Here is a 12,957-nt window from a genome sequence, read left to right on the forward strand (position 1 = left end):
GACCGCCGCTTCGCCGCGATGCTGGCAGCGCCACCCCGGGGGCGCAAGAGCCCCCCGGGGCGCGGTCCCGTGGAGGGTGCCCGGGGGTGCCGTCACCCCGCCGGGGTGGTCCCACGTACACCCCTGAACCGGGGGGTCCGGCGGTTGGTGGCGCCCGGGGTGGGGACCGGAGGCTTGGGGCATGACTTCACGACGCATCCGCAGGGCGGGACTCGTCCCGGCCGCCCTGCTCCTCTCGCTCGGAACGCTCGTCTCCGCGGCTCCCGCGCACGGGGCGGCGGCCTCGCCGCGGACCGCCTCCGCGCAGCACTCCGTATCAGCGCAGCAGTCCGCCTCCGCGCGGCAGGGCACCTTCGCCCCGGCCTCCGCCTCCCGTCACGGGGAGGAGCGGCGTGTGCTCCGCGCCCTGGAGCGCGCCGCCCACCCGCTGCGCTCCACCGGCCCGTACGGAGACACGCGGGACCTCCGCGCGCTGAGCCGCGCGGTGGGCGACGCCCGGGTGGTGGGGCTCGGCGAGGCCACCCACGGCTCGCGCGAGTTCCTCACCATGAAGCACCGGGTCTTCCGCCACCTGGTGGCGGAGAAGGGGTTCCGCACCTTCTCCCTGGAGGCTCCCTGGAGCACCGGGACGCGGCTCAACGACTACGTCCTGCACGGCAAGGGCGACCCCCGGCGGATCATGGACGAGGAGTTCCGGGGCGTCTACAAGCTCATGGACAAGGCCGAGTACCTGGAGCTCTTCGCGTGGATGCGGGCCCACAACCGCAGCCACCCGCACGACCCGGTGCGGTTCATGGGCAACGACGTGGGCCACGCCGGCCCGGAAGCCTACGACCGCGTCACCCGCTACGTGGCCGAGGCCCATCCGCGGCTGCTGCCGCGCGTCACCGAGCTGTACCGCGGCCTGCGCACGGCGACCTCACCGGGCACCGATATGGACGAGTACCCCGCCCTCCCCCTCGCCGAGCGCCGGGAGCGCGCCGAACGCACCGGCCGCGTCCTCGCGCTGCTGGAAGGGCTGCCCGCCGGCTCCGGCGACGCCGCCGACCGCCGGGCCCGGGCCCTGGCCGTCCAGCACGCCCGGGTCATCGACCAGATGACCCGGCTCTACGCCTTCGACCTGGCGGACAGCGAGCAGATCGCGGCCGCCATGCGGTACCGCGACCGGGTCATGGCCGGCAACGTGGCGTGGTGGCAGCGGCACACCGGCGACAAGATCCTGCTGTCCGCGCACAACACCCACGTCGCCTACGACAGCTTCGACCCGGCCTACCCCAAGACCCAGGGCGCCTTCCTCCGGGACCGGTTCGGCCCGCACTACGTGAGCATCGGCTTCACGTTCGACCGCGGATCCTTCCGGGGCTTCGACTCCGAGGCGGGGCCGACCGCTCCGGAGGAGACCTTCGCCGTCGGCGCCGCACGGCCGGGTGGCAACGAGTACCTGCTGGACCGGGTCCGCCACCGCGACTACCTCGTGGACCTGCGCACCGCCCCCGCCCCCGCCCGCGCCTGGCTGGCGGAGCCGCGCCCCACCCGCAACATCGGCGCCGGCTGGCCCGTGCCGGAGCAGGACATCGCCCTGGGCGGGGCCCACGACGTCCTCGTCCATCTGCACCGGGTCACGGCGGCCACGCCCCTGCCCGCCACCTGATCCGCCCGGACGCGGAGGGTCCCCGCCGGACGCCCGGCGGGGACCCTCGCTCCGTTGTGCGGCGGGGCCGTCAGCGGCGGCGGGTGATCTTCCACGTGCCGTCAGCGAGCGGCTTGTCGGGGTGCTGGACGCTGAAGAAGAGCGTCTTCGGGTCCTTGCCGAAGTAGATGCCGCTGATCTCCGCGCCCGGGTCCTTCAGGGAGGCGAAGAGCTCGGTGGTGTCGGCGGCGCCGTCCCGGTCGCGGTCCCGGCCGGCGACCCAGATGTCGCTGGCGTAGTTGTCCTCGACGATCCACAGCCGGCCGTCGGGGCCCTCGGCCAGGTTGTCCGGGCTCTTGAAGCCGGTGACGCCGGCGGCACGGTCCTCGACGGGAGCGTTGACGCCCGCCTGGACGAACGCGGAGAGCACGTTCTTGCGCAGGTTGACCGCGATGACGCGGTTCTCGCTGGTGTTGGCGACGTACAGGGTGTCGCCGATGATCTCGACGTCCTCGGGGCGGCCGAACTCGGTGGCGTTCACCGCGTTGGAGGCCGCGTCGGCGTCGGCGACGACCTGCTCCCGGTCGAGCGGCACCCAGGTGAAGGCGCCGGTCTTCTCGGCGTACGTCTCCGGGTTCCACTTCTGCGCGGCGTCGGAGAGGCCGTTGATCTTGAGCGCGTGGAGGCGGCCCTCGGAGAGGTCGCCGCGGCGGGTGGGCACGAACTTGTAGACCGAGCCGCCGTTGAGCTCGTCGATGACGAAGACGGTGCCGTCGGGGAGGACGTCGATGCCCTCGTGGCGCAGGATGCCGAGCTCGCGGCGCTCCTCCACCCGGGTCACCTCCGTGCGGTCCTTCCGGTCCAGGAACAGCTCGAAGACCCGGCCGCCGCTGGTCTCCTCGGTGACCAGCAGGCTGCCCCAGGGGGTCCAGCGGATGCCGTCGAGCCGGCGCCAGTCCGCGCGCTGCGCGATGACCTTCGCCTCACCGGTCTTCAGGTCGACGACGGAGACGGCGCCGTTCGAGGAGACCTCGTGGGTGCGGTAGAGGTAGCGGCCCGCCCGGTGACCGGTCTCGTTGACCGTGTTCATGTCGGTGAGGTCGTCGGTGCCTCCCCCGTAGATGTCGAGGACGGTCTCGTCGGCGACGAGCTCCTGGCGGAAGCCCCCGGGGGCGGACAGCGGCTCGGACCAGTCGGCCGACATCCGGTCGTAGGCGGAGCTCTCCAGCGGCCGGAACGCCATCGGCCCGCCGTGGGAGCGGTCGTCGGCGGAGGCGGGAGCGGCGGAGAGCAGACCGAGGGGGAGGCCCATGCCGAGGGCGAGGGCCGCGGTGATGGCGCGGGTACGGCGGGTGCGGCGCATGGTGTGCGTCCTTCTGTGGGTGACCCTGATGTGCGGGGTGGCTGCGCCGGACGCTAAGAGGGCTTCGTGAACACCAGGCCCTGCGCCGGTTACCTCCGGGGGTATCGGACGGTGAACGTTGCCCTGTCCGGAAACGACCGGCCGGAACCGCCTGCCCCGCCCCGCCCGGGGCGGTCCCGGGGACTTCCGGCCCGGGGCCGTCCGGAGACGCGCTCCGCCCCGTCGGCGGTTCCGCCGCCGGTCAGTCCACCGGGGCGAGGACCACCCAGACCGGGCCGCGGGCGAAGGGGAGGCGGCGGCCGTCGGTGTCGGTGAAGGCGGTGCCCGTGGTCGCCGACGGGCGGCTCCACTCGGCCTCGTACTCGCGGCCGTCGCGCAGGACCAGGGCGCGGCCGGAGCCCACGGTCTCCGTGTAGGGGGTGTTGTTGCCGGAGCGGTCGCCGTAGTCGGAGGGGCGGACCGTCACGTACTGGACGACGACCGTGGCCGCGCTCAGCCGGTCGCTGCCGTTCGTGCGGGCCGGCGAGCCGTCCATGGAGACCAGCCAGCGCTTGTCGGACGCGGACCAGGTGAAGGCGAAACGGGCGGCCGGGAAACGGACGGTGCGCTCCGCGGCCTTCCGGCCGCCGGCCGGCGCGGGGCCGAAGCGGAAGCCGATGTCGCGGGGCGCCGAGGCGCCGGACGCGGCGCGCAGGGCGCGGTCGGGCCGGAGATAGAGGTTGTGGGGCGCGGGGCGGCCCGGGTCGCGGACGTACCCGTCGGTGAGCTCGCCGGGCGGCAGGGCGATCAGCGGGGCGGCCTCCACCACCGGGCGCAGCTTGCTCTGCACGCCGGAGTAGGCGAGCGCCGGGGTTCCGAACTGGCGCAGCAGTTCGAGATCCGACTCGCGGGCGCTGCGCACCGGGCCGAGGGATTCGGGCATCTCGGAGGCGAGGACCGCCAGTATCCGGGTGAGGCCGGCCTCGACCTGCTCGACGTAGACGATGTCGGCCTTGTCCAGGCCCGTGTGCGGCCGGGCGGCCCGCACGTTGTCGATCTTGACGGCGAGGACCTTCTCGCCCGCGCCCTGCTCGCCGGTGAAGGGCGAGCGTCCGTCGCCGTCCCCGTCCCCGCCGCCGTCTCCGGTCTGGCAGGCCGCCGCCAGCAGCGACAGTGCCGCTGTCAGCAGTACGGTCCGTCGCGATGCCGTCCGCTCCATGGCTGCCGCCTCCTCGTCCGCGTTCCCCGCCTGCCCGCTCGCCCGCGTAGTCGCCCGCGTACTCGACGAGTGTGCCTGCCGCGCCGGTGAACGGCATCGGCCCATCGGGGTGAAGAAAGGGCCCGGACCGCCCTTTTCGGGTCGGCCGGGCCGTGGTGCGCGCGGTGCAGGGCCGGGCCGGTCCGGTGCGTGGTCACCGCGCGGGGGCACCCCCGGTGGGGGCGGCCCGGTGGGACCGTATGAGAATCCACTCCCCGGGCCGTACATACTTCGGCCGGTCTCGTGAGTCATGAGTCATGGAAAGAGCGGAACAGCGCTCGCCCGGCTGTCCGCCGCTGACAAGTTCCCGCCGTCTCAGGCCGATTCGGAGCGTATGAAGTGAGAACCCTCGAGAAGGGCCCGCGCTCGCGCGGAGCTGGTGCGCCCTCGCTCGCGCGCAGACGCCGGGCCGCCGCCGTCGTCGTCACCGCCGGCGCCGTCCTGGCCGTACCGGCCGTGGCCACGCCCGCGCAGGCCGCCCCGTCGGGGCCCGCCGCGCCGTCCGTCGGCGCCAAGGGCGCGTATCTGGTGAACCAGGCGGACGGCTCCAGGATTTACAGCAAGTCCGCCGACACCAAGCGGCAGATGGCCAGCACCACGAAGATCATGACGGTTCGTGTGGTGCTCAGCCAGACCAATCTGGACCTCGACCGCAAGGTCACCGTCCAGCAGGCCTACCGCGACTACGTCGCGCGCGAGGGCGCCAGCACGGCCGATCTCAGGAAGGGCGACAAGGTCACCGTCCGGCAGCTGCTCTACGCGACGATGCTGCCCTCCGGCTGCGACGCCGCGTACGCCCTCGCGGACACCTTCGGCAGCGGCACCACCCGGTCCGCGCGGGTGAAGTCGTTCATCGGGAAGATGAACAAGAAGGCCGAGACCCTCGGCATGACCAACACCAAGTTCGACTCGTTCGACGGCATATCGACGACCGGGAACAACTACACCACCCCGCGCGACCTGGCGAAGCTCGCCCGCAGCGCGATGAAGTACTCGACCTTCCGCACCGTCGTGAAGACGCAGAAGACCGTGCGCTACGCCAAGACGAGCACCGGCGGCACCCGCACCTACACCTGGTACAACACCAACAAGCTGCTCGGCTCCTACTCCGGCGCCGTCGGCATCAAGACCGGCACGGGCACCGCCGCGGGACCGTGTCTCGTCTTCGCCGCGACCCGCGGGGGCAAGACCCTGGTCGGCGTCATCCTGAACGACAGCAACCGCTACACCGACGCCGCGAAGCTGCTGGACTACGGGTTCGGCAGCAGCACCGCGTCACGGATGAAGCTGCGTCAGCTGCCCTCGGGCGCCCAGCAGGACTGACCGGGGCCGGGCCTGCCCGCCGGACCGCTCCGGTGGGCGGGCCCCTGGTCAGTCCCGGTGCCGCCCGTCCGGGGCCCCGCGGAGCACGGCGCGCAGCCGGCCGGGGGGAAGCCCGGCGGAGCGGCGCACCGCGTGCGTCAGGTGGGCCTGGTCGCTGAAACCGAGTTCGGCCGCCAGCAGCCGCAGGTCCGTCTCCCCCTCGCTCAGCCGGTCCAGCGCACGGGCCAGCCGCAGCCGCTCGCGGTAACGGGTGAGCGTGACACCGGTGACAGCCGTGAAGACCCGGCTGAGGTGGTGCGGTGAACAGGCCACCGCGCGGCTGAGGGCCTCCAGCCGGAGCCCGGGGTCGGCGCAGAGGGCGGCGCGGGCGTCGTCGACGATCCGCTGCCGGGCGGCCGCGGTGGCGGGACGTCCGCTCATCACCCGCCCCGGGGCGATCTGCGCGAACACGGCCGCGGCCAGGGACACCGCGCGTTCCCCGAGCCCGAAGGCGTCGTCGCGGGCGGAGCGTGCCCGGGTGAGCAGCAGACGGTGGCGGAGCGCGAGTTCGGTGGTGACATGGGCCAGTCCCTCGGGGACGGCCGGGTCACCGCCGAGCAGCCCCGCCACGCAAGGCTCGGAGAGGACGATCTCCGTGTAGACGTCGCCACCGCTCGGGTGCGCGAACTGCTGTTCGGCGCCGGGTCGTTCGACGTAGACGGTGGCCGGGTCCAGCAGGCGCTCCGCTCCGTCCACCCGTCCGCGGACCAGACCACGCCGGACGAGGACCAGGCCGAAGACCTCCGCCGGCCGGACCTCCGTCCAGCCGCGGGGCGGGTCCGCGCAGCACACGTCCGCGACGTACACGTCGTCGGTGTGCAGATACCCGTGCCGTTCCACCGCCACGTCCGGCACCCTACGCGCCGGCCGGCCGCCGGTGTGAGGACTTGCCCCGGCGGACGCCGATCGCGCAAGGAACTACAAGCGCGGGCGGTGGCGGCCGGGCCACGCTGCACCGAGCGGCGCCCGGGAGGCGGGCGCCTTGCTGCCGCCCTCCGTGTGCCGCGGAGCGGGCGGAAGCGCGGACGGCTCGCACGGACGGGAGATCGTGGCATGCGCGGAGACGGGGGCGCCGGGGGGCCCGGACGCGTCAGGGGGAACGCGGAACGCGGAGGGCGCGGAGGGGACGGGGAAAGCGGGGGACACGCGGACGGCGGGGACACCGGCACGGCGCGCCGGGCGGCCGGCCCCGGCGGCGTCCGGGAGGGTGTCGGCCGCCGGGGCATGCTGCGGGGGCTGGCGGCGACGGGAGCGGCGGCGCTCGCCGCACCGGTGGTCGCCGGTGGTGCCCCGGCCGTGGCCGCGTCGCGGGTGGTGAGCCGCTCCGCCGGCCCGTTCGAGGTGCTGGCGCTGCTGGACGCACGCGGCACGTTCCCCGGCAAGCTCCGGGACCGGTTCAGCGGGGCGGCGGAGGAGGACTGGCGGCTGGCGGAGCGGCTGGATCCCGGGTCCTTCGGGCCCGGGGGGACCTGGCGGCTCGACTTCCGCTGCTACGCGGTCCGCCGCCCGGGCGGCCGGATCACCCTGGTCGACACCGGGATCGGTCCCGCGGGCAGCCCGGCGGCCGGCTGGGCGCCCGTGCCGGGGCGGCTGCCGCGGGTGCTCGCCGAGGCGGGCATCGCCCCGTCCGACGTGGACTCGGTCGTCCTCACGCATCTGCACGAGGACCACTACGGCTGGGCCGTCGGCCCGGACGGTGCTCCGGCCTTCCCGGAAGCGCGCTACCTGCTGCAGCGGAGCGAGACGGCCGCGCTGGACCCGGCCGACCCGGCCATGACGTACGTGGTGGGGCCGCTGCGCCGGTCGGGGCAGCTGACCGAGGTGGAGGGCGCGGTGCGGCTCTGCGGCGGCGGACGGCGGGGCGGCGCCGTCCATCTGCGGCCGACCCCCGGTCACACCCCCGGGCATCAGTCCGTGCTCGTGGACGGCGGGCGCCGGCGGATCGTGGTGACGGGTGATGTGCTCGTGCACGCCGTGCAACTGGCGGCCCCGGCCGTGGCGTACGCCTTCGAGCAGGACCCGGCCACCGCGCGCGCCAGTCGCGAGCGGTTGCTCTCCGAGGCGCACGCGAGGGGCTCGCTGCTGGCGACGGCGCATCTGACCCGGCCCTTCGTCCGCCCGGGGCCGGCCGCCGCGCTCTCCTGAGCCGCTCGCACGGGGACGGCCCGCCAGCGGCATGGGGACGGCCCGCTCGCACGGGGACGGCCCGGCGGCGCCCGGGCGGCGCCTGGGCCGGAGCGTCGCCGACTCGACCCCGCCGACCGGCCCGGGGCGCCGTGCCCGGCCGGGTCTCAGCCGGGGATCTCCGGTGCCGCGGAGTCCCCGCTGCCCCCGGCACGGGAGGCCACGGACTCGGCTGCCACGGACTGGACCGCCACGGACTCGGGCCGCGCGGTCTCCGCCGCCACGGAACCGGCCGCGACCGAACCGGCCGATTCGGGCCCCGGCGCCACGGAACCGGCCCGGGCGTGGTCGGCGGACGGAGGCTCCGCGCCGGAGAGCTGAACGGGAGTGCTCTCCGGCGCGGTGGCGTCCATCGCGGGGAGCGCCATGGCAAGGCCCTCCGCCACCACGGCGCCGCCGGAGCGGCCCGCGCCCCGCTCCGCCGCTCGGATACGGCTCGGCCTGCTCGGGACCACCCCGGCGGCGACGGGGCGCGGTGCCGCACCGGTCAGGCCGAGTTCCGCCGCGATGCCCGCCCAGAGCGCCGGCGGCGGCGCGGCGGCACCGTCGTCCGGGGGGAGACTCCGTGCCGCCCGGACGATCCGGCGCAGTGCCGCCAGGGTGTCGGAGCACCGCGCGCAGTGCTCCGCGTGCCGCTCGGCCGCACGCAGTTCAGCCGCGTTGGCTTCCGGCGTTTGCGGTTCCGACGCTTGCGGTTCCGACGCTTGCGGTTCCGACGCTTGCGGTTCCGACGCGTCGGCTGTGTGCGTGGGTGCGTCCGTCCCGGACGCGGTTGCCGGGGCGACAGTGGCCGGGGCGACGGCCGGGGCACCAGGGGCGGCGGGACCGGCGGCCGGAGCGGCGGCCGGAGAGGCGGGACCGGCGCTCGGGGCGGTGGGACCGGTGGCCGGAGCGGCGGTGGCGCCGGGGGCGGTGGCCGGGGCGCCCGGGTCCGGCGCGAGAGCGGACGCGCCCGTGGGCTGGGCGGCCGGTCCCGCGCCGGGGGACGACCGTTCCGTGAGGGCCAGTTCGGCCAGCAGGGCCGGGTCAGCGTGCTCCGTCACCGTCCGTCTCCATTCGGGTTCTCAGCCGGCCCAGACTCCGGCGGACATGGGCCTTCACCGTCCCCAGCGGCAGGTCGAGCCGCTCGGCGATCTGCACCTGTGTGAAGTCGTGGTAGAAGGCGAGCCGCAGGATCTGCTGCTGCGGCTGCGGCAGGGCGCGGAGTTCGTCCGTCACCAGCACGCTGTCGACGATGCCGTCCACCGGGTCGTCACCGGGCCGGTCGACGACCGCGACCGCGGCCCGCCGGGTCTTGTCGCGGTGGTTGCCGCGGGCGTGCAGGGCGTCGGCGATCCTGCGGCGCGTGATGCCAATCAGCCAGCCCGGCAGGGAGCCCCTGGCCGGCGAGTAGCCGGCGCGTCCGCGCCAGGCGCTGACGAACACTTCCTGGGTGACGTCCTCCGCCTCGCTCGCGTCGCCGAGCGCGCGGCCGGCGAGCGTGTGCACGAGTCCGGCCCAGCGGCGGTACGCCTCCGCGAGGCAGGCCTCGTCGCCGCGGGCGAAGCCCTCGGCCAGCTCGGCGTCCGTGCGGGTTCCGGTCACGGGGCGACGATAGGGAGCCGTCCGCCGCGATCCTCCGCACCACGTCAGCCGCTCACCCGGGTGGCGGTCACGATCAGGTTGTTGCGGTAGCCGCCCTGCTCGCGGTCGTACGGCAGCGTGCAGGTGATCAGCGTCAGCACCGGGGGCCCGGTGCGGCGGAACAGCTCGCCCGGCAGCCGGTCGCGGTCGCGGACCTCCCGGGAGGACACCGTGTACCGGACCTCGGGCGCGCCCTTGCGGCGGACGACGACCTCGTCCCCCGCCCGTACGTCGTGCAGCGCGGCCAGCGCGCCGAGCCGGCCCGTGCGCGAGTCGACGTGGCCGACCAGGACGGCGGAGCCGGCGGGGGCGCCGGGGGCCGGCCCGTACCGGTACCAGCCGGTGCCGCCGGCGTCACCGGGCACCGCGACCGTGCCGTCCCTCGCCAGGCCGACCGGCCGCACCTCCGCGTCGACCCGCAGCCGGGGGATGCGGAGCCGGACCGGCGGGGTGGCGGCGAACGCCCCGTGGGGCGGATCCGCCCGGGCGGATCCGCCTCGGGCGTCCCGCGAACGGGCGGGGGGTGCGCCGGTGTCGCGGCCGCCGCCGTCCTGCGGGCTGCCGGTGCCGTCGGCGGCGCGACCGGCGGACCGGCGGTCGCCGAAGCCGGGCGGGGGCGCGCCCTCCCGGGTTCCCGGGCCCGGCACGGCCAGCAGCGTCGCCACCACCACGATCGCGGCCATCGCCGCGACGGCGGCGGCCGACAGCCAGGGGCGGAGCCGGCGGGAGGCCATGGCCTGCCGCACCGCCGCCCACGCTCTCCTCACCGCTTCTCCCGCTCCGGTCCTCTCTCTCGTGTCACGCGTACCGGCTCTCGTCCGGGGGCTCGTCCGGGGGCTCATCCGGTGGTCTCTCCTCGTGTGGAGTTCCGCTCGGGCCACTGCCCGGGGCAGCCGGGCTACGGGGGCATGGGGCTACGGGGCTACGGGGGCATGGGGCTACGGGGGCATGGGGCCGCGGGATTGCCGGAACACGGGTCGCGAGGCCGCGAGGCCGCTGGGGCGGGGCCGGCTCGCTGGGGCGGGGCCGGCTCGCCGCGCCGTCCGGTCCGCGTGGCGCGGACGGCCGCCCGGCGCGCGTGCGCACGCCGGGCGGCCGGCCCTCCTGCTCGGCCCGTCCGGTCCCGTCACCCGGTTTCCCCGGGCCGCCCCGGGACCGTCCGCGCACCCGCCCGCCGGAGCCGGAGCCCCGGGCGGGGTCCGGCTGCCGGGGGCTCCGGGGAAACCGGGTCGGGAACCGCCCGGCGCTCAGCCCCGGGAGCGGCTGCCGCGCCAGGCCGTACGGGTCAGCAGCACGCCCGCCGCGGCGAGCGCGCCGGCGCCGGACCAGGCCGCCCAGGCGGGCGTGCCGTTGGTGTTGTCGGCGCCGGCCTCCATCAGCGTGTCGCTCTGACCGCCCTTGACGCCGTCCGGGGCGGTGTGGAGACCGCTGAAGGTCTGGGTCTTGAGCGCGAGGTTCTTGTCCGCCGCGCTGCCCCAGGCGTAGACGACGTTGCTCGTGCCCTCCTTCAGATCGAGCTTGGCCGGGCCGATGACGACGTCTTCCGTGCCGGCCAGGGTGACGTCGGCGTTCACACTGCCCGCGGGCACCGTGGCGGTCGCTTCCTTCGGGTTCTCCAGCGCCTTGACCAGCGGGGTGCCGTCGGCCCGGACGTCCACGGCCGGTGCGGCCGCGACATGACGCACGGTGAGCCGGGCCTTGCCGGCGGGCACCTTCGACACGTCGTTGACGAAGGCGGTGAGGGTGGGCTTGCCATCGGCGGTGAGGTGGGCGGCGACGGTGGCGTTCGCCCCGGCCGGCACCTCCACCGTCTTCTGGATGGCGGGCTCGCCCTCGGGGTCCGCACCCGCCTTGAACACCTCGATGTCGTAGCTGCCCGGGTCGAGAGCCTGCGGAGGTGTCAGGGTCCCGGGCTTGAAGTCCGGCAGGAGTTCCTTGCCGTTGGCGTACACGTCGACGGTGAGGCCCGGAACGCCATGGAAGACGGATACCTGTGCCTTGCCCTCCCCGGTCTGTGCCGGCCCGGCAGCCTGGGCGGGGGCGGCGGAGAGTCCGAGGGCGCATATGCCCACCGTGGCCGCGATCGCGGCGGCACTGCGGCAGTTCCTCATCGAAATACCCCTTCACGACGACGCTCCGTCCGATTGCGGAGCATTCATCCTTATTTCGGGTTGAGCGTCCTGTTCGGATGCAGGGGGGGCGGATCTTTTCGGGGGAGCTTCTCCCCCGGGCTTCCGCCGGGGGTTTCCGAGGTGGCTTCCGCCAGCGTTTCCACATGTCTTCTGGCACGGCTTCCGCCCGGGCTTCTCCGGGGGCTGCGGAGGCTTCTCCCGGGGCATTCCGCGTCTCACTCGTTCGCCCTGTCCGGGGCGCCGGGCCCGGCCGGTTCGGCGAGGCTCGGGCTGTCACCGCGCCCGCACGCACGGTCCGCGCACCGGTCCCGTACCGGCCGGCGCACCGGCCGGCGGAGCGCACCGCACCACCCAGGAAGTGAGATCCGCCGTGCCCCTGTTCCCGCCCGCTTCCCGTACCGGCCGCACCACCCGCTCCCGGCTCCGCCGCGCCTCCGGTGCCGCGGCCCTGATCGCCGCCGCCCTCCTCGGCACCGTGGTCCCGGCGGCCGCCGGCTCCCCCCGCGGCGGGGACCGCGGCGACGCCGGGGAAACCGCCCAGCGCCCGGAGCACCGGGACAGGCCCACCGTGGTGCTGGTCCACGGGGCCTTCTCGGACGGCTCCGCGTGGCGCGGCGTGATCAAGCGGCTGAAGCACCGGGGCTACCCCGTGATCGCCCCGGCCAACCCGCTGCGCGGCCTCGCGGGCGACTCCGCGTACCTGGCCTCCGTCCTGCGCGCCATCGACGGGCCCATCGTCCTCGTCGGCCACTCCTACGCGGGCGCGGTGATCTCCAACGCCGCGGCGGGTGACCCGGACGTCGAGGCGCTGGTCTACATCGCGGCCTTCGCGCTCGACGTGGGCGAGAGCACGGAGACGATCAGCGAGGCGTTCCCCGGCGGCGAGGTGTCGGAGGCGGTCGTGCCGGTCCCCTACACGCGGCCGGACGGCGGGACGGGCACCGATTTCTACGTCCGGCGGGACCGGTACCGCGAGGTCTTGATGGCGGACGTCCCCCGGCACAAGGCGGCGCTGATGGCGGTCCACCAGCGGCCGGTCACGCTGGAGGCGGTGACCGACGTGTCGCAGGCTGCGGCCTGGCGGACCATTCCCTCCTGGTTCCTCGTCGCCCGTGAGGACCGCGCCCTGTCACCGGCCGCCGAGCGCTTCATGGCCCGCCGCGCCGGCTCCCGCACCGTCGAGATCGACGCCCCCCACTTCGCCCAGGTGTCCCACCCGGGCCCGGTGACCCGGCTGATCACCGATGCGGCGGAGCACACGGCGCGCGCCACGCGCCTGCCCGGACGGGGCGAGGGCGGCGACCTGGGTCACTCCGGCGGCGCGGGCGACCGGGGCGGCGTGGCGCGGACGCCGGTCGCGTAGCGCCGGGGCGACCGGTGTGCCGTCGGCCCCGCCGGAGGCGCCTGCGGAGCCCTTCCCGGGGGC

Annotated in this window: 11 protein-coding genes; 4 read left to right on the top strand and 7 right to left on the bottom strand. The window is 75.5% G+C overall.

The annotated features are described in order from the left end of the window. Nucleotides 1-181: 181 nt before the first annotated feature. Nucleotides 182-1,651: an erythromycin esterase family protein gene (locus IF83_RS0108975; protein ID WP_051722614.1), complete on the top strand. Its 1,470-nt coding sequence runs from the start codon at nucleotides 182-184 to the stop codon at nucleotides 1,649-1,651. A 70-nt stretch (nucleotides 1,652-1,721) separates the two neighbouring features. Here the strand turns inward: IF83_RS0108975 and IF83_RS0108980 are convergent, their stop codons facing one another. Both IF83_RS0108980 and IF83_RS0108985 read right to left on the bottom strand, forming a co-directional pair. Then, nucleotides 1,722-2,993, bottom strand: coding sequence for an alkaline phosphatase PhoX (locus IF83_RS0108980; RefSeq protein WP_037679315.1), 1,272 nt, complete (start codon nucleotides 2,991-2,993; stop codon nucleotides 1,722-1,724). A 241-nt stretch (nucleotides 2,994-3,234) separates the two neighbouring features. After that, nucleotides 3,235-4,191, bottom strand: a complete 957-nt coding sequence (locus IF83_RS0108985; RefSeq protein ID WP_030543546.1) for a DUF3048 domain-containing protein — start codon at nucleotides 4,189-4,191, stop codon at nucleotides 3,235-3,237. A gap of 480 nt (nucleotides 4,192-4,671) precedes the next feature. Here IF83_RS0108985 and IF83_RS0108990 point away from each other — a divergent pair, with 480 nt between their 5' ends. Then, nucleotides 4,672-5,553 carry a D-alanyl-D-alanine carboxypeptidase family protein gene (locus IF83_RS0108990; RefSeq protein ID WP_037679460.1) on the top strand — a complete coding sequence of 294 codons (882 nt, stop codon included), beginning with the start codon at nucleotides 4,672-4,674 and terminating at the stop codon, nucleotides 5,551-5,553. A 48-nt stretch (nucleotides 5,554-5,601) separates the two neighbouring features. Here IF83_RS0108990 and IF83_RS0108995 read toward each other — a convergent pair whose 3' ends face one another. Next, nucleotides 5,602-6,438 (bottom strand): helix-turn-helix domain-containing protein, encoded by an 837-nt coding sequence (locus IF83_RS0108995; protein WP_037679317.1) that lies wholly within the window; start codon nucleotides 6,436-6,438, stop codon nucleotides 5,602-5,604. Between the two features lie 378 nt (nucleotides 6,439-6,816). On the opposite strand from IF83_RS0108995, the gene IF83_RS0109000 reads away from it, so the two are divergent. Continuing rightward, nucleotides 6,817-7,737: an MBL fold metallo-hydrolase gene (locus IF83_RS0109000; protein WP_030543549.1), complete on the top strand. Its 921-nt coding sequence runs from the start codon at nucleotides 6,817-6,819 to the stop codon at nucleotides 7,735-7,737. Nucleotides 7,738-7,883: 146 nt separating this feature from the next. On the opposite strand, the gene IF83_RS0109005 is transcribed toward IF83_RS0109000, so the two are convergent. From IF83_RS0109005 to IF83_RS0109020, 4 genes are all read right to left on the bottom strand, one after another. Beyond that, nucleotides 7,884-8,819, bottom strand: coding sequence for a hypothetical protein (locus tag IF83_RS0109005; RefSeq protein ID WP_030543550.1), 936 nt, complete (start codon nucleotides 8,817-8,819; stop codon nucleotides 7,884-7,886). Next, complete coding sequence (locus IF83_RS0109010; protein ID WP_030543551.1) at nucleotides 8,803-9,360, bottom strand: sigma-70 family RNA polymerase sigma factor; 558 nt, start codon at nucleotides 9,358-9,360, stop codon at nucleotides 8,803-8,805. The genes IF83_RS0109005 and IF83_RS0109010 overlap by 17 nt, the downstream gene beginning before the upstream one ends. Nucleotides 9,361-9,404: 44 nt before the next feature. After that, nucleotides 9,405-10,166 (bottom strand): class F sortase, encoded by a 762-nt coding sequence (locus IF83_RS35275; RefSeq protein WP_279617215.1) that lies wholly within the window; start codon nucleotides 10,164-10,166, stop codon nucleotides 9,405-9,407. Nucleotides 10,167-10,646: 480 nt separating this feature from the next. Next, nucleotides 10,647-11,510: a DUF4397 domain-containing protein gene (locus IF83_RS0109020; RefSeq protein ID WP_030543553.1), complete on the bottom strand. Its 864-nt coding sequence runs from the start codon at nucleotides 11,508-11,510 to the stop codon at nucleotides 10,647-10,649. A gap of 391 nt (nucleotides 11,511-11,901) precedes the next feature. On the opposite strand from IF83_RS0109020, the gene IF83_RS0109025 reads away from it, so the two are divergent. Then, nucleotides 11,902-12,894 (top strand): alpha/beta fold hydrolase, encoded by a 993-nt coding sequence (locus tag IF83_RS0109025; protein WP_244176951.1) that lies wholly within the window; start codon nucleotides 11,902-11,904, stop codon nucleotides 12,892-12,894. Nucleotides 12,895-12,957 lie beyond the last annotated feature (63 nt).

It is taken from the genome of Streptomyces albus subsp. albus, assembly GCF_000719865.1.
GTDB classification, from domain to species: Bacteria; Actinomycetota; Actinomycetes; order Streptomycetales; family Streptomycetaceae; genus Streptomyces; species Streptomyces albus_E.